Annotated in this window: 21 protein-coding genes and 1 other annotated feature; of the genes, 17 read left to right on the top strand and 4 right to left on the bottom strand. The window is 53.5% G+C overall.

Going from position 1 to position 22,577, the window contains the following annotated elements; all coding sequences use genetic code 11:
* Positions 1–220 precede the first annotated feature (220 nt).
* From thrS to selO, 14 genes are all read left to right on the top strand, one after another.
* Positions 221–2,149: a threonine--tRNA ligase gene (thrS, locus tag CSE01S_RS09685; RefSeq protein ID WP_042287456.1), complete on the top strand. Its 1,929-nt coding sequence runs from the start codon at positions 221–223 to the stop codon at positions 2,147–2,149.
* 3 nt (positions 2,150–2,152) lie between these two features.
* Positions 2,153–2,695 carry a translation initiation factor IF-3 gene (gene infC, locus CSE01S_RS09680; protein WP_042287453.1) on the top strand — a complete coding sequence of 181 codons (543 nt, stop codon included), beginning with the start codon at positions 2,153–2,155 and terminating at the stop codon, positions 2,693–2,695.
* A gap of 98 nt (positions 2,696–2,793) precedes the next feature.
* On the top strand, positions 2,794–2,991 hold the full coding sequence (rpmI, locus tag CSE01S_RS09675; protein WP_001124225.1) for a 50S ribosomal protein L35: 198 nt from the start codon (positions 2,794–2,796) through the stop codon (positions 2,989–2,991).
* Between the two features lie 117 nt (positions 2,992–3,108).
* Positions 3,109–3,465, top strand: coding sequence for a 50S ribosomal protein L20 (gene rplT / locus CSE01S_RS09670; protein WP_000124849.1), 357 nt, complete (start codon positions 3,109–3,111; stop codon positions 3,463–3,465).
* 120 nt (positions 3,466–3,585) lie between these two features.
* Positions 3,586–3,709, top strand: a sequence feature (Phe leader region).
* On the top strand, positions 3,591–3,635 hold the full coding sequence (pheM, locus tag CSE01S_RS23050) for a pheST operon leader peptide PheM (RefSeq protein ID WP_001386830.1): 45 nt from the start codon (positions 3,591–3,593) through the stop codon (positions 3,633–3,635). Its footprint overlaps the feature before it by 45 nt.
* Before the next feature lie 230 nt (positions 3,710–3,939).
* Positions 3,940–4,923, top strand: coding sequence for a phenylalanine--tRNA ligase subunit alpha (gene pheS, locus CSE01S_RS09665; RefSeq protein WP_042287448.1), 984 nt, complete (start codon positions 3,940–3,942; stop codon positions 4,921–4,923).
* A gap of 15 nt (positions 4,924–4,938) precedes the next feature.
* Positions 4,939–7,326 carry a phenylalanine--tRNA ligase subunit beta gene (pheT, locus tag CSE01S_RS09660; protein WP_042287447.1) on the top strand — a complete coding sequence of 796 codons (2,388 nt, stop codon included), beginning with the start codon at positions 4,939–4,941 and terminating at the stop codon, positions 7,324–7,326.
* Between the two features lie 4 nt (positions 7,327–7,330).
* Positions 7,331–7,630 carry an integration host factor subunit alpha gene (gene ihfA, locus CSE01S_RS09655; protein ID WP_001229265.1) on the top strand — a complete coding sequence of 100 codons (300 nt, stop codon included), beginning with the start codon at positions 7,331–7,333 and terminating at the stop codon, positions 7,628–7,630.
* A 108-nt stretch (positions 7,631–7,738) separates the two neighbouring features.
* On the top strand, positions 7,739–8,719 hold the full coding sequence (btuC, locus tag CSE01S_RS09650) for a vitamin B12 ABC transporter permease BtuC (RefSeq protein WP_042287445.1): 981 nt from the start codon (positions 7,739–7,741) through the stop codon (positions 8,717–8,719).
* 62 nt (positions 8,720–8,781) lie between these two features.
* The gene (locus tag CSE01S_RS09645) at positions 8,782–9,333 is read left to right on the top strand and encodes a glutathione peroxidase (RefSeq protein ID WP_042287441.1); all 552 of its coding nucleotides are present in this window, start codon (positions 8,782–8,784) and stop codon (positions 9,331–9,333) included.
* Positions 9,333–10,082, top strand: a complete 750-nt coding sequence (gene btuD / locus CSE01S_RS09640) for a vitamin B12 ABC transporter ATP-binding protein BtuD (protein WP_042287439.1) — start codon at positions 9,333–9,335, stop codon at positions 10,080–10,082. The genes CSE01S_RS09645 and btuD overlap by 1 nt, the downstream gene beginning before the upstream one ends.
* Positions 10,083–10,160: 78 nt before the next feature.
* Complete coding sequence (locus CSE01S_RS09635) at positions 10,161–10,625, top strand: C40 family peptidase (RefSeq protein WP_042287438.1); 465 nt, start codon at positions 10,161–10,163, stop codon at positions 10,623–10,625.
* Positions 10,626–10,848: 223 nt separating this feature from the next.
* Positions 10,849–11,562, top strand: coding sequence for an EAL domain-containing protein (locus CSE01S_RS09630; RefSeq protein ID WP_042287437.1), 714 nt, complete (start codon positions 10,849–10,851; stop codon positions 11,560–11,562).
* A gap of 61 nt (positions 11,563–11,623) precedes the next feature.
* Positions 11,624–13,066: a protein adenylyltransferase SelO gene (selO, locus tag CSE01S_RS09625; protein WP_042287435.1), complete on the top strand. Its 1,443-nt coding sequence runs from the start codon at positions 11,624–11,626 to the stop codon at positions 13,064–13,066.
* Positions 13,067–13,110: 44 nt separating this feature from the next.
* Here selO and hemP read toward each other — a convergent pair whose 3' ends face one another.
* From hemP to ppsR, 3 genes are all read right to left on the bottom strand, one after another.
* Entirely contained in the window at positions 13,111–13,293 is a 183-nt protein-coding gene (hemP, locus tag CSE01S_RS09620) for a hemin uptake protein HemP (RefSeq protein WP_373887560.1), read from the bottom strand.
* Positions 13,294–13,440: 147 nt separating this feature from the next.
* The gene (gene aroH, locus CSE01S_RS09615; protein WP_042287430.1) at positions 13,441–14,487 is read right to left on the bottom strand and encodes a 3-deoxy-7-phosphoheptulonate synthase AroH; all 1,047 of its coding nucleotides are present in this window, start codon (positions 14,485–14,487) and stop codon (positions 13,441–13,443) included.
* 155 nt (positions 14,488–14,642) lie between these two features.
* Positions 14,643–15,476: a posphoenolpyruvate synthetase regulatory kinase/phosphorylase PpsR gene (gene ppsR / locus CSE01S_RS09610; RefSeq protein WP_042287427.1), complete on the bottom strand. Its 834-nt coding sequence runs from the start codon at positions 15,474–15,476 to the stop codon at positions 14,643–14,645.
* Positions 15,477–15,811: 335 nt separating this feature from the next.
* On the opposite strand from ppsR, the gene ppsA reads away from it, so the two are divergent.
* Positions 15,812–18,190: a phosphoenolpyruvate synthase gene (gene ppsA, locus CSE01S_RS09605; RefSeq protein WP_042287426.1), complete on the top strand. Its 2,379-nt coding sequence runs from the start codon at positions 15,812–15,814 to the stop codon at positions 18,188–18,190.
* A 51-nt stretch (positions 18,191–18,241) separates the two neighbouring features.
* Here the strand turns inward: ppsA and aroD are convergent, their stop codons facing one another.
* Positions 18,242–19,000 carry a type I 3-dehydroquinate dehydratase gene (aroD, locus tag CSE01S_RS09600; RefSeq protein ID WP_042287424.1) on the bottom strand — a complete coding sequence of 253 codons (759 nt, stop codon included), beginning with the start codon at positions 18,998–19,000 and terminating at the stop codon, positions 18,242–18,244.
* A gap of 291 nt (positions 19,001–19,291) precedes the next feature.
* Between aroD and CSE01S_RS23045 the strand changes: the two genes are divergently transcribed.
* A complete protein-coding gene (locus CSE01S_RS23045) occupies positions 19,292–19,447 on the top strand; it encodes a hypothetical protein (protein ID WP_157449579.1) in 156 nt (51 codons plus the stop codon).
* 6 nt (positions 19,448–19,453) lie between these two features.
* Positions 19,454–21,823, top strand: a complete 2,370-nt coding sequence (locus CSE01S_RS09595) for a glycoside hydrolase family 3 N-terminal domain-containing protein (RefSeq protein ID WP_042287422.1) — start codon at positions 19,454–19,456, stop codon at positions 21,821–21,823.
* The last annotated feature ends 754 nt before the right edge of the window (positions 21,824–22,577 follow it).

The raw sequence follows: 22,577 nt of genomic DNA, 5'->3' as shown, positions 1-22,577 counted from the left end.
AGGCAGGGTGATTGCGACTTTGAACGGCAGGCAATGCCGTGTACACTGTCAGACGGTGTTATCAAAAAGCGGGTGTAGGCCCAGTGTCGCCATTGCGGTGACCCGTGACATATTTCGCAGAGTGAAGCGGGAATCAGCCCATTACTTTTTGGTAATTTTAAATATCGAAACTTTGTATGTGATCTTGCGTATGGGTCACCACTGCAAATAAGGACATAACATGCCTGTTATTACTCTTCCTGATGGCAGTCAACGCCATTACGACCACGCTGTAAGCCCCATGGATGTTGCCCTGGATATCGGTCCGGGTCTGGCAAAAGCTACCATCGCTGGCCGTGTTAACGGTGAACTGGTGGATGCTTCCGATCTGATCGAAAATGACGCTTCGCTGTCTATCATCACCGCGAAAGATGAAGAAGGGCTGGAGATCATTCGTCACTCCTGCGCGCACCTGCTGGGCCATGCGATCAAACAACTCTGGCCAAATACCAAAATGGCGATTGGCCCGGTTGTCGACAATGGTTTCTACTATGACGTTGATCTTGACCGCACCCTGACCCAGGAAGATGTCGACGCGCTCGAGAAGCGGATGCACGAGCTTGCGGAGAAAAACTACGACGTCATCAAGAAAAAAGTGAGCTGGCACGAAGCGCGCGAAACCTTTGTGAAACGCGGCGAGCCGTACAAAGTCTCTATTCTTGATGAGAACATTGCTCATGACGATCAGCCTGGCCTGTATCATCATGAAGAATATATTGATATGTGCCGCGGTCCGCACGTGCCGAATATGCGTTTCTGCCATCACTTTAAACTGATGAAAACCGCGGGCGCATACTGGCGTGGCGACAGCGACAACAAGATGCTCCAGCGTATTTACGGTACCGCATGGGCAGATAAAAAAGCCCTTAATGCGTACCTGCAACGTCTGGAAGAAGCGGCGAAACGCGACCATCGTAAAATCGGTAAGCAGCTCGACCTCTACCATATGCAGGAAGAGGCGCCGGGCATGGTGTTCTGGCATAACGACGGCTGGACCATCTTCCGTGAACTGGAAGTTTTCGTCCGCTCCAAGCTGAAAGAGTATCAGTATCAGGAAGTGAAAGGTCCGTTTATGATGGACCGCGTGCTGTGGGAAAAAACCGGGCACTGGGAAAACTATAAAGATGCGATGTTCACGACCTCGTCTGAGAACCGTGAATACTGCATCAAGCCGATGAACTGCCCGGGGCACGTGCAGATCTTTAACCAGGGCCTGAAGTCCTACCGCGATCTGCCACTGCGTATGGCGGAATTCGGTAGCTGCCATCGTAACGAACCGTCAGGCGCGCTGCATGGTCTGATGCGTGTGCGTGGTTTTACGCAGGATGATGCGCACATCTTCTGTACCGAAGAGCAGATCCGCGATGAAGTTAACGCCTGTATTCGTATGGTCTACGATATGTACAGCACGTTTGGCTTCGAGAAGATCGTTGTCAAACTTTCCACTCGTCCTGAAAAACGTATCGGCAGCGACGAAATGTGGGATCGTGCTGAGGCGGACCTGGCGGTGGCGCTGGAAGAAAACAACATCCCGTTTGAGTATCAACTGGGTGAAGGCGCCTTCTACGGTCCGAAAATTGAGTTTACTTTGTACGACTGCCTCGATCGTGCGTGGCAGTGCGGAACTGTACAGCTGGACTTCTCACTGCCGTCCCGTCTGAGCGCGTCCTATGTCGGCGAAGACAACGAGCGTAAAGTGCCGGTGATGATTCACCGCGCCATTCTTGGGTCAATGGAACGTTTCATCGGTATCCTGACCGAAGAGTTCGCTGGCTTCTTCCCGACCTGGTTGGCGCCGGTTCAGGTCGTGGTGATGAACATCACCGATTCACAGTCTGAATACGTTAACGAATTGACGCAGAAACTACAAAATGCGGGCATTCGTGTAAAAGCAGACTTGAGAAATGAGAAGATTGGCTTTAAAATCCGCGAGCACACTTTACGTCGTGTCCCTTATATGTTGGTCTGCGGTGACAAAGAGGTGGAAGCTGGCAAAGTGGCCGTTCGCACCCGCCGTGGTAAAGACCTGGGCAGCCTGGACGTAAATGAAGTGATCGAGAAGCTGCAACAAGAGATTCGCAGCCGCAGTCTTCAACAACTGGAGGAATAAGGTATTAAAGGCGGAAAACGAGTTCAAACGGCACGTCCGAATCGTATCAATGGCGAGATTCGCGCCCAGGAAGTTCGCTTAACAGGTCTGGAAGGTGAGCAACTGGGAATTGTGAGTCTGAGAGAAGCGATCGAAAAGGCTGAAGAGGCTGGAGTAGATTTAGTTGAAATCAGCCCTAACGCCGAACCGCCAGTTTGTCGTATCATGGACTACGGCAAGTTCCTTTATGAAAAGAGTAAGTCTTCTAAGGAACAGAAGAAGAAGCAGAAAGTTATCCAGGTGAAGGAAATTAAATTCCGCCCTGGTACTGATGAAGGTGACTATCAGGTAAAACTCCGCAGCCTGATTCGCTTTCTCGAAGATGGCGATAAGGCCAAAATCACGCTGCGTTTCCGTGGTCGTGAGATGGCCCACCAGCAAATCGGTATGGAAGTGCTTAATCGCGTGAAAGACGATTTGCAAGAACTGGCAGTGGTCGAATCCTTCCCATCGAAGATCGAAGGCCGCCAGATGATTATGGTGCTCGCTCCTAAGAAGAAACAGTAAGGCCTTCAAGTAACCATTTCTGTGAAGCCTTCGGGCTTCACAGATTTTGTTCGCCCTACGTTTCGTTTAATTAACAATGCGAAGTGGAAGTTATTAAGATGCCAAAAATTAAGACCGTACGCGGTGCTGCTAAGCGCTTCAAAAAAACCGGTAAAGGTGGCTTTAAGCACAAGCACGCTAACCTGCGTCACATTCTGACCAAAAAAGCGACCAAACGTAAACGTCACCTGCGTCCGAAAGCCATGGTTTCCAAAGGCGATCTGGGCCTGGTTATCGCGTGCCTGCCGTACGCATAAGCCGTTAACGATTTTTTTAACTTTTTTACGCCCAATCGACGCGCTTCAACGCCAGGCAATTCAGGCCCTGGGTTGACAGCGGTAAAGGGCAAATCAGAATAGATACAGGAGAGCAACATGGCTCGCGTAAAACGTGGTGTAATTGCACGTGCACGTCACAAGAAAATTTTGAAACAAGCGAAAGGCTACTACGGTGCGCGTTCTCGCGTATACCGCGTTGCCTTCCAGGCTGTTATCAAAGCAGGTCAGTACGCTTACCGTGACCGTCGTCAGCGTAAGCGTCAGTTCCGTCAACTGTGGATTGCGCGTATCAACGCAGCAGCACGTCAGAACGGTATTTCTTACAGCAAATTCATCAACGGCCTGAAAAAAGCCTCTGTTGAAATCGACCGTAAGATCCTGGCTGACATCGCCGTATTCGACAAAGTAGCGTTCAGCGCGCTGGTTGAAAAAGCGAAAGCAGCTCTGGCATAAGCCAGTGAAAAGAGGGAGCCTGGCTCCCTCTCTTTTATTTGTAATGTCGTCAATGAGTTGACAATTCATCCGTAACCCTTTTCAATAAAGGTTCTCCGGTTTTTACCCTACAAGGTAACGCAAGCATGAATGCTGCTATTTTCCGCTTCTTTTTTTACTTTAGCACCTGATTCCAGGAGGCTAGCGCGTGAAAGAAGAAACGAAAAACAGCGCATAAAGCCTCCCTGGTGGAGGCTTTTTTTATACGCTTTATCCTTCAAGTTGTCGTTGTGTTGGCTGCATTCGCTCACCCCAGTCACGTACTGATGTACGCTTCTGAGGATGCGCTCTCTTGCCGCGTGACTCGGCTTGCAGCCTCGCCCTGTGGGGGCAGCGCAAGCGCTGTTAAAACACTTATGTGTTTTGTGATACAACCTGAATGATTTTGCGTATAGACGAGCGACTTATGATTATCGCCACATAATGAGGAAAACCATGTCACATCTCGCAGAGCTGGTTGCCAGTGCGAAGGCAGCCATTAACCAGGCGTCAGATGTTGCCGCGTTAGACAATGTACGCGTCGAATATTTGGGCAAAAAAGGGCACCTGACCCTTCAAATGACGACCCTGCGTGAACTGCCTCCTGAGGAGCGTCCTGCAGCCGGTGCGGTTATTAACGAAGCGAAAGAGCAGGTGCAGCAGGCGCTGAACGCGCGCAAGGCGGATCTGGAAAATGCGGCGCTGAATGCGCGTCTGGCGGCAGAAACGATTGACGTATCGCTGCCCGGTCGTCGTATCGAAAATGGCGGCCTGCATCCGGTAACCCGTACCATCGACCGTATCGAAAGTTTCTTTGGCGAGCTGGGTTTTACGGTGGCGACGGGGCCCGAGATTGAAGATGACTATCATAACTTTGACGCCCTGAATATTCCGGGCCATCACCCGGCGCGTGCGGATCACGATACGTTCTGGTTTGATTCCACCCGTTTACTGCGCACCCAGACCTCCGGCGTGCAGATTCGCACCATGAAAGAGCAGCAGCCGCCGATCCGTATTATCGCGCCGGGCCGTGTGTATCGTAACGACTACGATCAGACCCACACCCCGATGTTCCATCAGATGGAAGGCCTGATTGTCGATACCAACATCAGCTTTACCAACCTGAAAGGGACGCTGCACGACTTCCTGCGTAACTTCTTTGAAGAAGATCTGCAAATTCGCTTCCGCCCGTCCTATTTTCCGTTCACCGAGCCTTCCGCCGAAGTTGACGTGATGGGCAAAAACGGCAAATGGCTGGAAGTCCTGGGCTGCGGCATGGTGCATCCGAACGTGCTGCGCAATGTCGGTATCGACCCGGAAATCTATTCCGGTTTCGCGTTTGGCATGGGGATGGAACGTCTGACCATGCTGCGTTACGGTGTCACCGATTTACGCGCCTTCTTCGAAAACGATCTGCGTTTCCTCAAACAGTTTAAATAAGGGCAGGACAACATAATGAAATTCAGTGAACTGTGGTTACGCGAGTGGGTTAACCCGGCAATCGACAGCGACGCGCTGTCGAATCAAATCACCATGGCCGGCCTGGAAGTTGACGGTGTTGAAGCGGTGGCTGGCGCGTTTAACGGCGTGGTTGTTGGTGAAGTGGTTGAGTGCGGCCAGCACCCGAATGCAGACAAACTGCGCGTAACAAAAGTGAACGTGGGCGGCGAACGTCTGCTGGATATTGTTTGCGGGGCGCCAAACTGCCGTCAGGGGCTCAAAGTGGCGGTCGCGACAATTGGCGCGGTGCTGCCGGGCGACTTCAAAATTAAAGCGGCAAAACTGCGTGGCGAACCGTCCGAAGGGATGCTGTGTTCATTCTCTGAACTGGGCATTTCCGACGACCATAGCGGCATTATCGAACTGCCCGCAGATGCGCCGATCGGAACCGATATTCGCGAATACCTGAAACTCGATGATAACACCATCGAAATTAGCGTAACGCCCAACCGTGCCGACTGTTTAGGCATCATTGGCGTCGCCCGCGACGTGGCGGTACTGAATAAAGCGCCGCTGGTTGAGCCTGAAATTTCTCCGGTGGCGGCGACCGTCAGCGATGTGCTGCCGATTACCGTAGAAGCGGCTGACGCATGCCCGCGCTATCTGGGTCGAGTGGTGAAAGGCATCAACGTTAAAGCGCCTACGCCGCTGTGGATGAAGGAAAAACTGCGTCGTTGTGGTATTCGCTCCATCGACGCGGTGGTTGACGTCACTAACTATGTGCTGCTCGAACTGGGCCAGCCAATGCATGCTTTCGACAAAGATCGCATTGAAGGCGGCATTGTTGTCCGGATGGCGAAAGAAGGCGAAACCCTGGTGCTGCTGGACGGGACCGAAGCGACGCTGAGCGCGGACACGCTGGTTATTGCCGACCACCATAAGGCCTTGGCCATGGGCGGTATTTTCGGCGGCGAGCATTCCGGCGTGAACGATGAAACGCAAAACGTGCTGCTGGAATGTGCTTTCTTCAGCCCGCTGTCGATCACTGGCCGCGCGCGTCGTCATGGCCTGCACACCGATGCCTCTCATCGCTATGAGCGCGGCGTCGATCCGGCTTTGCAGTATAAAGCGATGGAGCGTGCGACCCGCCTGCTGATCGACATTTGCGGCGGTGAGGCTGGTCCGGTTATTGACGTGACGAACGATGCGACGCTGCCGAAGCGCGCCACGATCACTCTGCGCCGGAGCAAGCTGGATCGCCTGATTGGCCATCATATTGCTGACGAACAGGTCAGCGATATTCTGCGTCGTCTCGGTTGCGAAGTAACCGAAAGCGAGGGCGAGTGGCAGGCCGTTGCGCCGAGCTGGCGCTTCGACATGGAGATCGAAGAAGATCTGGTAGAAGAAGTCGCACGCGTGTACGGCTACAACAATATTCCTGACGAACCGGTTCAGGCTGGTCTGATCATGGGAACGCACCGTGAAGCGGATTTGTCGCTTAAACGCGTGAAAACGTTGCTCAACGACAAAGGCTATCAGGAAGTTATTACCTACAGCTTTGTGGATCCAAAAGTACAACAGTTGATTCACCCGGCTGAAGAAGCGTTGCTGCTGCCAAGCCCCATTTCTGTCGACATGTCCGCGATGCGTCTGTCGCTGTGGACCGGGCTGTTAGCTACGGTAGTGTATAACCAGAATCGTCAGCAGAACCGCGTGCGCATCTTTGAAAGCGGTCTGCGCTTCGTGCCGGACACCCAGGCGAACCTTGGGATTCGACAGGACCTGATGCTGGCTGGCGTTATCTGCGGCAACCGTTACGATGAACACTGGAACCTGGCAAAAGAGACCGTTGATTTCTATGATTTGAAAGGCGATCTGGAAGCCGTGCTGGATCTCACCGGTAAGCTCGGCGATGTGCAGTTCAAAGCCGAAGCGAATCCGGCGCTGCATCCGGGACAGTCTGCAGCGATTTATCTGAAAGGTGAACGCATTGGTTTCATTGGCGTTGTTCATCCGGAGCTGGAGCGTAAGCTCGATCTCAACGGGCGTACGCTGGTGTTTGAACTGGAGTGGAACAAGCTTGCAGACCGCGTGGTGCCTCAGGCGCGTGAGATTTCTCGCTTCCCGGCAAACCGCCGCGACATCGCCGTGGTGGTCGCAGAAAACGTTCCCGCTGCAGATGTTTTATCCGAATGTAAGAAAGTTGGCGTAAATCAGGTAGTTGGCGTAAACTTATTTGACGTGTACCGTGGTAAGGGTGTTGCGGAGGGGTATAAGAGCCTCGCCATTAGCCTGATCCTTCAGGATACCAGCCGTACACTCGAAGAAGAGGAGATTGCCGCTACCGTCGCCAAATGTGTAGAGGCATTAAAAGAGCGATTCCAGGCATCATTGAGGGATTGAACCTATGGCGCTTACAAAAGCTGAAATGTCAGAATATCTGTTTGATAAGCTTGGGCTTAGCAAGCGGGATGCCAAAGAACTGGTCGAACTGTTTTTCGAAGAGATCCGTCGTGCTCTGGAAAACGGTGAGCAGGTAAAACTCTCTGGTTTTGGTAATTTCGATCTGCGTGATAAGAATCAACGTCCGGGACGTAACCCGAAAACGGGTGAAGATATTCCCATTACAGCAAGGCGCGTGGTGACCTTCAGACCCGGACAGAAGTTAAAGAGCCGGGTTGAAAACGCTTCGCCCAAAGACGAGTGATCAGAACCGTCTTAAATAACAAAAAAGGCCGCAATGCGGCCTTTTTTCTTTTCTGTCCTCGCGCGGCACCGTAGAATCAATCACATCCTTTGCAGCTGAATGGAAAACATGCTGACTTTTGCCCGTCAACAACAGCGACAGAATGTACGCTGGCTCCTGAGTCTTACAGTACTGATGGTACTGGCGCTGCTTTTAAGCCTGTGTGCGGGAGAACAGTGGATTTGGCCTGCTGACTGGCTGACCCCGCGTGGTGAACTGTTTGTCTGGCAGATCCGTCTGCCGCGTACCCTGGCGGTGCTGTTGGTGGGCGCTGCGCTGGCGCTCTCCGGCGCGGTGATGCAGGCTTTATTCGAAAACCCTCTTGCGGAGCCCGGATTGCTGGGCGTGTCGAATGGCGCTGGCGTTGGACTGATTGCAGCTGTTCTGTTGGGTCAGGGAACGTTGCCGCAGTGGTCGTTAGGTCTTTGCGCCATTGCCGGGGCACTGATCATCACACTGATTCTCCTGCGCTTTGCTCGCCGCCATCTCTCCACCAGCCGCCTGCTGCTTGCCGGGGTCGCGCTGGGAATTATCTGCAGCGCCCTGATGACCTGGGCCATCTATTTTTCTACCTCTTTTGATCTTCGCCAGTTGATGTACTGGATGATGGGGGGATTTGGCGGCGTGGACTGGGGACAGTCATGGCTGATGCTGGCGCTGGTGCCGGTTCTGCTCTGGATCTGCTGTCAGTCCCAGCCTATGAATATGCTGGCGCTGGGCGAAATCTCGGCCCGCCAATTGGGATTACCGCTGTGGTTTTGGCGTAATCTGCTGGTGGTGGCGACAGGCTGGATGGTTGGCGTGAGCGTCGCGCTGGCAGGGGCGATTGGTTTTATTGGCCTGGTGATCCCGCATATTTTACGGTTATGCGGATTAACCGATCATCGCGTGCTTCTGCCCGGTTGCGCGCTGGCGGGCGCCATTGCGCTATTGCTGGCCGATGTGGTCGCGCGTCTGGCGCTGGCTTCCGCCGAGCTGCCTATCGGCGTCGTCACCGCCACGCTTGGCGCGCCGGTCTTTATCTGGTTACTGTTGAAAGCTGGACGATAGACCTTGCATGACGAACTATGCTTAAAAGCTGGCATTGAAATCACTCACTTTCTGGAGACGCTATGCAAGACTCGATTCTGAATACTGAAGTCACGACGATTGATGGGGACGTAATCTCGTTGGAGAAATATGCCGGTAATGTGCTGCTGGTGGTCAACGTGGCCTCAAAATGCGGGCTGACGCCGCAGTACGAGCAACTGGAGAATATTCAGAAAGCCTGGGCTGACCGGGGGTTTCTGGTGCTGGGATTCCCGTGCAATCAGTTTCTCGGCCAGGAGCCAGGCAGCGAACAAGAGATCAAAACCTGGTGTGCCGCGACATGGGGCGTGACGTTTCCGATGTTCAGTAAAATTGAGGTTAACGGAGAAGGGCGGCATCCCCTGTATCAGAAACTGATTGCCGCTGCGCCAACCGCAGTGGCCCCGGAAAACAGCGGCTTCTATGAGCGCATGGCAAGCAAAGGACGCGCGCCGCTTTATCCAGACGATATTTTATGGAATTTCGAAAAATTTCTCGTGGGCAGGGACGGAAAGGTGGTCCAGCGTTTTTCACCTGATATGACGCCTGAAGATCCTATCGTAATGGAAAGTATCAAAATCGCACTGGCAAAATAATGTCTTCACTGATGCAGCTACAGGATGTCGCCGACACCACCCGGCTTGGTCCACTGAGTGCGGAAGTTCGCGCCGGGGAGATCCTTCACCTTGTGGGGCCAAATGGCGCCGGAAAAAGTACGTTGCTGGCGCGTATGGCGGGACTTACCACCGGCTCAGGTCATATCAAATTTGGCGGCGAAGCGCTGGCGTCCTGGCCCGCGAACAGGCTGGCGCGCCATCGGGCATATCTGGCGCAGCAGCAGAATCCTCCTTTTGCAATGCCGGTATGGCATTTTCTGACGCTGCATCAGGCTGACAAATCGTATACTCATCAGCTTCATCAGGTGGCGGCGTCGCTGGGGCTGGAAGATAAGCTCGGACGGAATGCGAATCAGCTTTCGGGCGGGGAATGGCAGCGCGTACGTCTGGCCGCGGTTATCCTGCAAATTGCCCCGGAAACCAATCCGCAGGGACAATTGCTGCTGCTGGACGAGCCCATGAACAGTCTTGACGTCGCGCAGCAGAATGCGCTGGATCGTATTCTGAGCGCCCTGTGCGCGCAGGGCATCGCCATTGTGATGAGCAGCCACGATCTCAATCATACGCTGCGTCATGCGCATCGAGCCTGGTTGCTTAAGGGAGGGAGACTGCTCGCCAGCGGACCGCGCGATGAGGTCATGACCCCGGCGAATCTGGCGCGCGCTTACGGTCTGAATTTCCGCCGTCTGGACATTGAGGGCCACCGAATGCTTATTTCCACGACCTAAACGACACGGCGTCTTGAAAAACGGGGCAAATACCCGCTAAATTGATACAAGAATAAAAAAACAGAGGATTCGTCCTGAATGCGTTTCTGGTTTCTTCTTTTTACAGCACTGGTTCTGGCAGGATGCAGTAGCCACCGGGCGCCGCCGCCAAACGCCCGGCTTTCAGACTCCATTACCGTGATAGCCGGGCTAAACGATCAGCTTCGGACGTGGCGCGGTACGCCGTATCGTTATGGCGGGATGAGCCGTCGCGGCGTCGATTGTTCCGGATTTGTCCTTATGACGATGCGCGATCAATTCGCGCTACAGCTGCCGCGCGATACGCGGCAACAGGCCAAAATCGGCACCAAAATTGATAAAGACGACCTGCTGCCAGGCGACCTCGTCTTTTTTAAAACCGGTTCAGGGGACAGCGGGTTGCATGTGGGTATTTACGATACCGACGGTCAGTTTATTCATGCTTCCACCAGCCGTGGCGTGATGCGATCATCGTTGGATAATGTCTACTGGCGAAAAAACTTTTGGCAAGCGCGACGAATCTGACGCCGTTAATGCCTGGCTGTCATTAACGGTATACTCTCCGGTTATTACAGAAAAAAGAATAAAACTGAATTAGCGTATATAATATCGCTAGCCGAATACAAAGGAACCGGATTCCGGGTAAAAAGGACATGATGAACGTTTCCCCGTTAGCAGCAGAAAAGACGTGCGTTCACGTCCTTTGTATCAGGTTGCCGTATCACTCCCTGACTGAGGGGCGGACCTGATGGACGTCACGCTGGATAATATTTATCATTCTGAACTTTATTTTCTCCCCGCCCGAAATGTACAACGAAAACTTATCGGTCTGGAAGTGACCGCGAACTTTGTCAGCGATGACGGCAAGGTGCGCTTTCCGACAGAACTGGTATTACCGCGACTTTCGCCTGACGAACAGTGCCAGTTATTTGCAGAAAAACTGGCGCTACTGGAAACCTGCCAACACTTTTTTATTCAGCATAAACTGATCGCATGGATTAATATCACCCCGGCAATCGTACCGTTATTATTAATCAATACGTCACGGTTGCAGGCCATCAAACGTTTTTCATTTATTGAACTCACCCTTAATGAAAGTTTTCCCGCACTCGCGGCAGGGAAAGCGGATCCGGCGCTTGCCGCCCTGGCCGAACGTTTCCCCCTGGTGCTTGCCAACTTTGGCGCCGGGGAGAGTTCGACGAAAGCCATATTTGAGGGATTATTTAAACGTGTCGCCCTCGACCGTGGTTTTGTGCAGCGACGCGCAATGAGCCTTTCATTCGACCCCTTTATGCGGGCAATCGTGACGCAAATTTCGCCTTATTGCGACTCTTTGTTGATAGCCGGGATCGATAGCGAGGAACTGCTGACACGCATCACGCCTTTTGGTTTCGGTGGGATGCAGGGCGCGCTGTGGCCTGCCGTCACGGCGGATCAGGTGACTCGCTTAATTCAGGGATAACCCCTCGGTTTGCTGGTGTTTAGGATGGCGCTAACCGACTACACTACAGACAGGAGGCCCTATGACCCTGTCTTTTACAGCCCGCTGGCATGATGAATTGCCGGCAACGTATACCGCACTTTCTCCGACGCCGCTGACCCATTCCCGGCTGATATGGCATAACGACGCCCTGGCCCAACAGCTGAATATTCCTGCTGCGCTGTTCAGTACCGACCGTCCCGCAGGCGTATGGGGGGGCGAGACGTTGCTGTCGGGTATGTCGCCGCTGGCGCAGGTGTACAGTGGCCATCAGTTCGGCGTATGGGCCGGGCAGCTCGGCGACGGGCGTGGCATTCTGCTTGGCGAACAGTTACTCGCCGATGGCAGCACCGTGGACTGGCATCTTAAGGGGGCGGGCCTGACGCCATATTCACGTATGGGCGACGGGCGTGCAGTGCTGCGCTCAACCATTCGTGAAAGCCTCGCCAGCGAAGCGATGCACTATTTGGGCATTCCAACTACCCGGGCGCTCACCATCGTCACCAGCGACACACCGGTTTATCGCGAGACGGTGGAAGCTGGCGCAATGCTGGTACGTGTGGCGCAAAGTCATATGCGCTTCGGCCATTTTGAACATTTTTATTATCGCCGTGAGCCAGAAAAGGTTCAGCAACTTGCCGACTTCGCCATTCGCCATTATTGGCCGCATCTGCGTGACGAGAACGACAAATATGTCCTTTGGTTCCGGGATGTGGTGAGCCGTACCGCGACGCTTATCGCCGACTGGCAAACAGTTGGCTTTGCGCATGGTGTGATGAATACCGATAACATGTCGATTCTGGGACTGACGATGGACTATGGTCCGTTCGGTTTTCTGGATGATTACGACCCGGGGTTTATCTGTAACCATTCCGATCACCAGGGGCGTTACCGCTTTGACAATCAGCCTGCGGTGGGGCTGTGGAACCTCCAGCGCCTCGCCCAGAGCCTGTCGCCGTTTATTCACGTTGATGCGCTGAATGAGGCGCTGGATACCTATCAGCAGGCATTGTTAACGCGCTATGGTCAGCGGATGCGTCAGAAGCTCGGCTTTTTGAGTGAACAGAAAGAAGATAACGAGCTGTTGAATGCGTTGTTTGGACTGATGGCGCGTGAAAAAAGCGATTACAGCCGAACGTTCCGTATGTTAAGCGTCACCGAACAGCGGAGTGCCGCTTCACCGCTGCGCGATGAGTTTATCGATCGTGATGCGTTCGACGCCTGGTACACGCGTTACCGAACACGTCTGCAACTAGACGGCGTAGATGATGCCACCCGCCAGGCGTCGATGCAGAGCGTGAATCCCGCTGTCGTGTTGCGTAACTGGCTCGCGCAGCGGGCCATCGACGCGGCAGAAAAGGGGGAGATGGACGAACTGCATCGTTTACATGACGTACTGCGCCATCCTTTCAACGACCGTAACGACGACTATACCCACCGCCCGCCAGACTGGGGACGGCGACTGGAGATCAGTTGTTCCAGCTAACGGCTAAATCGCCCGTATACGCAAAACGTGTCGGGCGTTTGCCATTACTTGGTCAGTAATAATTTCCCCGCCTGCGTTTTGCGCAGCAAGTACTCTTGTCCATTATGATCAATGATAACTTTACCGTCTTCTCCCAGCAGGTTCTGGCTACTGATTTTGCGAAGCGGCGTGTGAGAAGGGGTGATGCTTTCTCTTTCCTTAGGGTGAGAAGAGTCAAAGGTATCCATAGATGACATTGCGCGTGAATTAATAATAATTAATGTAACAATGATTATTATTATCAATAATATACCCGGCGACGACAAGTGATAAATCAGGGGAGGAGCGAAAAAATGCGAGCAAGCGCCCATTCCGGGGGGAATGGGCAAGGGGGGTCAGAAGCGGCTGTCTACCGCCGAGGCGAGTTTATCGAGCAGCCGTTCGGTATCTTCCCAGTTCAGGCAGGGATCGGTAATTGACTGACCGTAAACCAGCGGCTGTCCGCTGACGATTTTTTGTGTGCCTTCACGCAAGAAACTTTCCGCCATAATCCCGGCGATGGCCGTAGAGCCATTACGGATCTGTTGGCAAACATCATCGCAAACGTCTAATTGACGACGATGCTGTTTCTGACAGTTACCGTGGCTGAAATCGACGACCAGATGTTCGGGCAGGTCGAATTCATGTAGCGTATCGCAGGCGGCGGCGATATCGTCCGCGTGATAGTTCGGCTTCTTCCCGCCACGCATGATGATATGGCCGTACGGGTTGCCGCTGGTCTGATAAATGGTCATCTGACCGGTTTTATCCGGTGACAGGAACATATGGCTGGCGCGGGAGGCGCGAATAGCGTCCACCGCGATCCGCGTATTGCCGTCAGTGCCATTTTTAAAGCCCACCGGGCAGGAGAGCGCCGAGGCCATCTCGCGGTGGATCTGGCTTTCTGTGGTTCGCGCGCCGATCGCCCCCCAGCTAATCAGGTCGGCAATAAATTGTCCGGTCACCATATCCAGAAATTCCGTGGCGGTGGGTACGCCCAGCTCATTCACCTGGAGCAGCAGCTTGCGCGCCAGCTCAAGGCCGTGATTCACACGGTAGCTACCGTTGAGGTCGGGATCGGAAATCAGACCCTTCCAGCCCACGACGGTGCGTGGTTTTTCAAAATAGGTGCGCATGACGATTTCCAGACGCGCCTGATGCTTGTCACGCAACGTCTGCAAGCGGGTGGCATATTCCATGGCGGCGTCAAGATCGTGGATCGAGCAGGGACCGACAATGGCCAGCAGGCGGCGATCTTCGCCATTCAAAATTTTTTCAATCCGGCGGCGGGCGTCGGTAACGTGACGGGCGACGGCGGCGGAAACGGGATGCCGGTGCGCAAGTTCAGCGGGCGTTACCAGACTGTCTATCCGCGCGGTACGCAGTTCATCGGTTCTGTTCATGACTTTTCTCAGAAATGGAGTGCTTCTACGGCAGGGGCCGGGAAGTGATGGGCACAACCTTAAACCAATCTCTGCCGAATTCAAGTGCGAGGTGTGTCACACCCCGCAAGCAGAACGGCATCATAGCAAAAAAACAAAACCAGTGAACTAGTTTATTAGTACATGCGGCGATTCAGCCCCATAATATCAAGGATCTTGGTGGCAATTTCTTCTACCGAGTAGTTGGTACTGTTCAGGCAGGGGATGTGGTTCTTACGGTAAAGGGCTTCCACTTCGGCAACCTCCATGCGGCACTGGCGCAGTGAGGCATAGCGGCTGTTTTCACGGCGCTCTTCGCGAATCGCCGCCAGACGCTCAGGCTCAATCGTCAGGCCGAACAGCTTATGCTGAAGGGGTTTCAGCGATGCGGGCAACATCAGATTATCCATATCGTCAGCAATAAAGGGGTAGTTTGCCGCGCGGATACCAAACTGCATCGCCAGATAAAGACTCGTCGGCGTTTTGCCGCAGCGGGAGACGCCGAGCAGAATTACCTGTGCCTGATCGAGGTTGCGCAACGAAATACCGTCATCGTGGGCGAGGGTGTAATCAATCGCCGCGATGCGCGCGTCGTACTTGTTCAGGTTGCCAGGATTCAGCCCGTGAGTACGATGGGCAATCGGCGTGGGATCGAGCTTCATCTCCTGCTGTAGCGGCGCAACCAGCGCCTGCACAATGTCCTGGCAAAAGCCTTCACTTTGCAGAATGATGGCGCGAATTTCGGGTAAGACGATGGAATAAAACACCAGTGGCCGCACGCCCGTTTGCTGGAAAATCGCGTCGATTTGATCTTTCACCGCGCGAGCGCGGCTTTCATTTTCAACAAACGGCAGCGTAATGCTGCTAATCGTGACCGGGAATTGTGACATCACCGCATGGCCTAACACTTCGGCGGTGATCGCCGTTCCATCGGATATATAAAAGACATGACGATCTACAGCATTATCCATTTTGTCCTTCCTGAATAGCAGCGATAATTCTCTGAAAGCATAAATTAAAATTATCCTAAAGCGTAGGAAATTGCGCCCGAATTATAAAATGAAATGCTATTTTTATATTTTATGAAAAGCGCATTTCATTTTATGGAACGGATGTTTATACCGACAATTTCTGTGGAGATCCCATGTCGTACGCGGGTTTGCGCAAACGGGTAAACTGTCCGAAAAAATAAAAAATATATTTGCTTGAACGATTCACCGTTTTTTTCATCCGGTTAAGTATGCAAAGATAAATATGCAGTTAAGCGTTTCCTATACTCGTTCATTTATCACAAAAGGATTGTTCGATGTCCAACAATGGCTCGTCACCGCTGGTGCTTTGGTATAACCAACTCGGCATGAATGATGTAGACAGAGTTGGGGGCAAAAATGCCTCCCTGGGTGAAATGATTACTAACCTTTCCGGTATGGGTGTTTCCGTGCCGAATGGTTTTGCCACAACCGCCGATGCGTTTAATCAGTTTCTCGACCAAAGCGGTGTAAACCAGCGCATTTATGAACTGCTGGATAAAACGGATATTGATGATGTCTCCGCGCTGGCGAAGGCAGGTACGCAGATCCGCCAGTGGATTATCGACACTCCTTTCCAGCCAGAGCTGGAAAACGCCATCCGCGATGCTTACGCACAGCTTTCTGCGGATGACGACCAGGCTTCTTTTGCCGTGCGCTCCTCGGCGACGGCGGAAGATATGCCGGACGCCTCGTTTGCCGGCCAGCAGGAAACCTTCCTCAACGTCCAGGGCTTTGATGCGGTACTGGTGGCGGTGAAGCACGTCTTTGCTTCGCTGTTTAACGATCGCGCAATTTCATATCGCGTTCATCAGGGGTATGACCACCGTGGCGTGGCGCTCTCTGCGGGCGTTCAGCGCATGGTGCGTTCCGATCTCGCTTCGTCCGGGGTAATGTTCTCCATTGATACTGAATCCGGATTCGATCAGGTGGTGTTCATCACTTCCGCCTGGGGGCTTGGCGAGATGGTGGTGCAGGGCGCGGTGAACCCGGATGAATTCTACGTGCATAAACCGACGCTGGCGGCAAACCGCCCGGCGATTGTGCGCCGTACCATGGGCTCGAAAAAAATTCGCATGATCTATGCGCCGACTCAGGAGCATGGCAAGCAGGTCACTATCGAGGATGTGCCGCAGGAACAGCGTGACGTTTTCTCTCTGACGAATGAGGAAGTACAGGAACTGGCGAAGCAGGCGGTGCAGATCGAGAAGCACTATGGTCGTCCGATGGACATCGAGTGGGCGAAAGACGGTCACACCGGCAAGCTGTTTATCGTACAGGCGCGCCCGGAAACTGTACGCTCCCGTGGTCAGGTGATGGAGCGCTACACGCTTCACGCGCAGGGCAAAATCATCGCCGAAGGCCGCGCCATTGGTCACCGCATCGGTGCGGGTACAGTGAAAGTCATCCATGACATCAGTGAGATGAACCGCATCCAGCCCGGCGACGTGCTGGTCACCGACATGACCGACCCGGACTGGGAACCGATCATGAAAAAAGCCGCGGCTATTGTTACCAACCGCGGCGGTCGAACCTGTCACGCGGCGATCATTGCCCGCGAACTGGGGATCCCGGCGGTCGTTGGCTGCGGTGATGCTACCGAGCGCATGAAGGATGACGAAAAGGTGACTGTCTCCTGCGCTGAAGGCGACACCGGCTATGTGTATGCTGATTTGCTCGACTTCAGCGTGAAAAGTTCCAGCGTCGATACGATGCCAGATCTGCCGCTGAAGGTGATGATGAACGTGGGTAACCCGGATCGCGCTTTTGACTTCGCCTGCCTGCCCAACGAAGGCGTTGGCCTTGCGCGTCTGGAATTTATCATTAACCGCATGATTGGCGTGCATCCCCGCGCGTTGCTGGAGTTTGACGATCAGGACGCCGCGCTTCAGAACGAAATCCGCGGGATGATGAAGGGCTTCGATTCCCCGCGTGAATTCTACGTGGGCCGCCTGACGGAAGGCATCGCCACGCTGGGGGCGGCGTTTTATCCGAAGCGCGTCATCGTGCGCCTGTCGGACTTTAAGTCTAACGAATACGCGAACCTGGTCGGCGGCGAGCGCTATGAGCCGGATGAAGAGAACCCGATGCTGGGCTTCCGCGGCGCAGGCCGTTACGTGTCGGATAGTTTCCGTGACTGCTTCGCGCTGGAATGTGAAGCGGTGAAACGCGTACGTAACGACATGGGATTGACCAACGTTGAGATCATGATTCCGTTCGTCCGGACCGTTGAACAGGCGAAAGCGGTAGTGGAGGAGCTGGAACGTCAGGGACTGAAGCGCGGCGAGAACGGGCTTAAGATCATCATGATGTGCGAGATCCCTTCCAACGCCCTGTTGGCAGAGCAGTTCCTGCAATACTTTGACGGCTTCTCCATCGGTTCAAACGATATGACGCAGCTGGCGCTGGGTCTGGATCGTGACTCCGGGGTGGTGTCTGAGCTGTTTGATGAGCGTAATGACGCGGTGAAAGCACTGCTGTCGATGGCGATTCGCGCAGCGAAGAAGCAGGGTAAATACGTCGGCATTTGCGGTCAGGGACCGTCCGACCATGAGGACTTTGCTGCCTGGCTGATGGAAGAAGGGATCGACAGCCTGTCGTTGAACCCGGACACCGTCGTTCAGACCTGGCTGAGTCTGGCCGAACTGAAGAAGTAAACGGAAGTCGGATGGCGGTTCGCCGCCATCCGTAACAGGCACAATTCCTGCTCAGGCATTGTGCAAAATGGTTAACGCGGTGCGCAGGTCTTGCACCGAAATCTGCCCCGGCGCCGAGGCTTTTTTCACCGCGCCAAACGTCGCGGCGGATCCAAACGTTTCTCCCGCCAGACGTGAAATCACACCGTCTTTTGCCATCGACATCGTAATCAAAGGCCGATCTGCATAGCGTTCGTGCATCTCCAGCGTCGCACTGAGCAGTGTCAACACATCCCGCGTGCTTTGCGGCATCACGGCGATTTTGGCAATGTCGGCGTCCAGCGCCTGCATTTTGCGTAAACGCTGGATAATCTCTTCAGCGGCGGGCGTCTTATTAAAATCATGGTTAGACATCACCACCCGTATATCTCGCGCATGGGCATGGGTGACCAGGCGTTGTACCTGGGCATCGCCAGTGAACAGTTCCACGTCAATCATATCCACGCGCCCACTGTCTATGAAAGTCTGGTTCAGTGCGACATACGCTTCGGTAGAGATCGCCTGCTCACCGCCTTCTTGCGCACTGCGGAAGGTACACAGCAGCGGCGTGTCCGGTAGCGCGTCACGTATAGCGCTGAGCGCGTCAAGAACCGCGTTTTTTTCGGTGATGGCTGTAAAATGGTCGGCGCGCCACTCAAGGATATCAAACTGCGCGTCGCGATAGGCCTGCGCCTCGGAACGCACGCTGTCGATATCTTTGCCCATCAGCGACACGATAATTTTTGGCATTCCTTCGCCAATCACAAGGTTTTTTACGGTTACGGTTTTCATTAAATACCTTTTATCAATTACGGAACCCGATCCGCCAGGCCACAGCCCCTTCGCCCGTCGTGCGATAAAGGCGCCAATGATTATTCGCTATCGCGAAGGAAAAAGGAAGAAAGCGTCGCGCTTTCGGCGCTGTAGTGCGGCAGCTCACATTAACCAAATAACGTAATAACGCTGTTTATTTCCGCAATTGTGACCTTTTCTTCTCCCTCCAATACTGAATTCTGCAACGTGTTCGGCAGTGTTAATGATATTCCTGGTTAATGGTGTATTTTCTGACATTAAGGCACAACAATGACAATAACCTCTGTTCTCTCTGCCCGCGATAAAATCGGTTACGGTCTTGGCGATATGGCCAGTGCGCTCCTGGGGATGGCGCGGAAGCGCGACCTCAACAACGCAGGGGAGAGTCTGTCCTCTTCCGCTCTGAATAACGCGATACAGGAGTAAACCAGGATGATCTATAAGGATGCAAATCGCCCGGTACAGGCGCGTGTCGCCGACCTGCTGGGACGTATGACGCCGGAAGAAAAATTTGCCCAGATGCACGCTTACTGGCTGGTGCTGTCGGAGGAGGGCCATCATCAGGAGCGTAGCGATATGAGCGATGAGTTTGCCGGCGTGAGTAAACAGGCGGCGTTGAATGAGCGACTGAAGATCGGCGTCGGGCAGATAACGCGTCCACTGGGTACGCATATTGTTGACGCGAAAACGGGGGTACGCGCCGCAAACCGCTTACAGAAAATGCTTGTAGAAGAAACGCGGCTGGGTATTCCGGCGTTGTTTCATGAAGAGTGTCTGGTTGGATTGCTGTGTAAGGGCGCCACACTGTTTCCTTCGTCGCTCAATTACGGATCGACGTGGGATCCCGAACTGGTGAGGCGCGCGGCCCGGCAGATCGGCCTTGAAGCGCGCGCGACCGGCTGCCGACAAGGACTGGCGCCGGTTCTGGATGTTTCACGCGATGTGCGGTGGGGAAGAACCGAAGAGACTTTTGGCGAAGATCCCTGGCTGGTTGGCGTTATGGGCTGCGCGTATGTCGCAGGGTTACAGGGCGAAAAGCGCGATCTGCTAGCCACCCTGAAACATTATGTCGGTCACTCCTTCAGCGAAGGGGCCCGTAACCATGCGCCCGTACATTTGGGCTTCTGTGAACTGAACGATACGTTCCTGCTTCCCTTCGAAATGGCCGTGAAGCTGACCAATGCAGGCTCTGTGATGCCCGCCTACCATGACATTGATAATCAACCCGGTCACAGCGACGCTTTTTTGCTTACCACGCTGCTACGTGAGCAATGGGGATTTGACGGCATTATCGTGGCGGATTATGGCGGCGTAAGTTTATTGCATCAGCATCATGGCGTTTCTCACGATGCGGCGGAATCGGCGGCGCTGGCCTTTAATGCCGGACTGGATGTGGAGCTGCCAAAAGACGACTGCGCCCGCCATCTGGCGGAGGCGGTTGAACGGGGACTGATCGGTATGGCGAAAATTGATGAAATCGTTTCGCGCATTCTGACGGAAAAATTCCGCCTGGGCCTGTTTGAACAGCCTTATGCTGATGAAACGGCGATGGCGTTACAGTCCGCCGGGACGCGCCAGGTTGCCCGGGAAGCGGCAACCCGTTCGCTGACCCTGCTGGAAAATAACGGCATCCTGCCGTTGCAGGGGCAGCCGCGAATTGCGGTAGTGGGCCCAACGGCAGACGACCCGCTGGCGTTGCTCAGCGGCTACAGCTTCCCGGTGCATCTGATCATTAGCGATGAGATGGATAAGACCGCGCAGGTGACCACACCGCTTGCCGCGCTGCGTTGCTATTACGGTGAAGACGCTGTGCTGTATGCCAAAGGGTGTCATATTATTGAAAAACGGCTGGCAGGCGCTCCCGTATTTCCGGGCGACAGCAGCGGTAAGCCAATGCAGGCCTCGCCCGTTTCGTTCGACGCGTCCCTTATTCCAGACGCAGTGAGCGCGGCCCAACGGAGTGAAGTGGTGATTGCCTGCGTTGGCGATCTGGCTGGCCTGTTTCAGAGCGGCACGGTAGGTGAAGGGTCCGATACTGATAGTCTTACTCTGCCCGGTGTTCAGCAGCAGTTGCTCGAGGCGCTGGTGGCGACCGGAAAACCCGTGGTGGTCGTGATGACCGGTGGCAGACCCTACAACCTGCAGGGGCTGGAGGATAAGATCGCTGCATTGCTAATGGCCTGGGCGCCGGGTCAGGAAGGGGGATGGGCCATCGCCGACGTGTTGACCGGACGCGCTGAACCACAGGGAAGACTGGTGGTGAGCGTGCCGAAAAGCGCGGGCGCTATGCCATATTATTACAATCACAAGTTGAAAAGTGGCGGAACACCGTTTGCCTTTCATTTTGGTTCCCGCTATCCCTTTGGCTATGGTAAGGGCTGGGGCGAGTTTTCCAGTGAAGCCGTCACTCTGTTGACCCCGGCGGTGGGGATGGATGGCGAAATCGCGATTGCGGTCACTGTAAGCAACGATGGGATACACAGGGGAAGCGAGGTGGTACAACTCTACGTTCGCGACAAAGTGGCTTCCATGGTCAGGCCGATAAAAGAACTGAAAGCCTTTCAGCGCGTAGAGCTGGATGCTGGCGCACGGGCGACGTTAACCTTTTATGTGCCTGTCGATATGCTCAATTTTACCCGCAGGGACGGCAAACGTGTGGTCGAGCCAGGCGAGTTTGAGCTGATGATCGGCAATTCCTCCGCCAGGATCTGGGAAAGCGCGACGGTGAACGTCTCGGGCGAAACGCGAGTCATGCCAGAGAACTGGCGGATGCTGAGCCGGTGTGAAGTGAGCTGTGTATAAACGGTTAAACATTCACCGTAACGAAGCGTGAGCAATGATAAAACGGCAGTTTGAAAGTACAGCTTATATTTTAGCAGTCTGTAGATACTTCAAAATTGCCGTTTTAATATTATTTCTCGATGTTCCTATCACAATTTCCTTTGAAGTAACTGATGTAATTTTAAGCATCTTTTATCAAGTCAATATATTCATGTAATAAATCGAATGGCTCTTCTTCTAGCATTAATTAATATATATATGGGTGCATTTTCTCAAAATGCGCGTTAAAAATAATTACACCGAATTTAATTTGATCTTGCGCATAAACTTTAGATTAAAAACAATTTTAAATGGTTTTTCTGGGTTGGATTGTTTTTAAATATGTATTTATATAAATTATTGATTTTTAAATATTTAGTTGTGATTTTATTTTTCGATTAAAAGGTGTTTGCCTGGCGGCATATGAAGATAACGTCACGCTGCCGCAGAGGCGGTAAAACGATATTATTAATAACATCACTTATTTATTCGCTGAATATAAAATAGATTTGGTGTGTTAAAGAATACTTTTTCGCAATAACAACGCTCCAAAAATTATAACCAACGTTGTTTTTATTTGTAGCAAGTATTCTTTCGGACAGTCCACATTGCAGGAGCATCATAATGGCGAAAAATTATATCGCCCGTCAGGACGGACAGTGGATGGTGGTCAGCCTGACGCCGGATGTCTGTAAAACCCCTGTCGGTCCCGCCCTGCCGCCGGTGCCGTTTCCGG

It is taken from the genome of Citrobacter sedlakii NBRC 105722 (assembly GCF_000759835.1).
GTDB lineage: Bacteria > Pseudomonadota > Gammaproteobacteria > Enterobacterales > Enterobacteriaceae > Citrobacter_A > Citrobacter_A sedlakii.
This window is presented reverse-complemented; position numbering and strand designations above follow the sequence as displayed.

Coding starts and splice junctions, on each gene's coding strand:
- ppsR (WP_042287427.1), bottom strand. CDS start 15,476: ATGGATAATGCTGTAGATCGTCATGTCTTTTATATATCCGATGGAACG.
- CSE01S_RS09635 (WP_042287438.1), top strand. CDS start 10,161: ATGCGTTTCTGGTTTCTTCTTTTTACAGCACTGGTTCTGGCAGGATGC.
- CSE01S_RS09645 (WP_042287441.1), top strand. CDS start 8,782: ATGCAAGACTCGATTCTGAATACTGAAGTCACGACGATTGATGGGGAC.
- thrS (WP_042287456.1), top strand. CDS start 221: ATGCCTGTTATTACTCTTCCTGATGGCAGTCAACGCCATTACGACCAC.
- rplT (WP_000124849.1), top strand. CDS start 3,109: ATGGCTCGCGTAAAACGTGGTGTAATTGCACGTGCACGTCACAAGAAA.
- rpmI (WP_001124225.1), top strand. CDS start 2,794: ATGCCAAAAATTAAGACCGTACGCGGTGCTGCTAAGCGCTTCAAAAAA.
- CSE01S_RS09630 (WP_042287437.1), top strand. CDS start 10,849: ATGGACGTCACGCTGGATAATATTTATCATTCTGAACTTTATTTTCTC.
- ppsA (WP_042287426.1), top strand. CDS start 15,812: ATGTCCAACAATGGCTCGTCACCGCTGGTGCTTTGGTATAACCAACTC.
- CSE01S_RS09595 (WP_042287422.1), top strand. CDS start 19,454: ATGATCTATAAGGATGCAAATCGCCCGGTACAGGCGCGTGTCGCCGAC.
- hemP (WP_373887560.1), bottom strand. CDS start 13,293: ATGGATACCTTTGACTCTTCTCACCCTAAGGAAAGAGAAAGCATCACC.
- CSE01S_RS23045 (WP_157449579.1), top strand. CDS start 19,292: ATGACAATAACCTCTGTTCTCTCTGCCCGCGATAAAATCGGTTACGGT.
- aroH (WP_042287430.1), bottom strand. CDS start 14,487: ATGAACAGAACCGATGAACTGCGTACCGCGCGGATAGACAGTCTGGTA.
- btuC (WP_042287445.1), top strand. CDS start 7,739: ATGCTGACTTTTGCCCGTCAACAACAGCGACAGAATGTACGCTGGCTC.
- btuD (WP_042287439.1), top strand. CDS start 9,333: ATGTCTTCACTGATGCAGCTACAGGATGTCGCCGACACCACCCGGCTT.
- selO (WP_042287435.1), top strand. CDS start 11,624: ATGACCCTGTCTTTTACAGCCCGCTGGCATGATGAATTGCCGGCAACG.
- pheT (WP_042287447.1), top strand. CDS start 4,939: ATGAAATTCAGTGAACTGTGGTTACGCGAGTGGGTTAACCCGGCAATC.
- ihfA (WP_001229265.1), top strand. CDS start 7,331: ATGGCGCTTACAAAAGCTGAAATGTCAGAATATCTGTTTGATAAGCTT.
- pheS (WP_042287448.1), top strand. CDS start 3,940: ATGTCACATCTCGCAGAGCTGGTTGCCAGTGCGAAGGCAGCCATTAAC.
- aroD (WP_042287424.1), bottom strand. CDS start 19,000: ATGAAAACCGTAACCGTAAAAAACCTTGTGATTGGCGAAGGAATGCCA.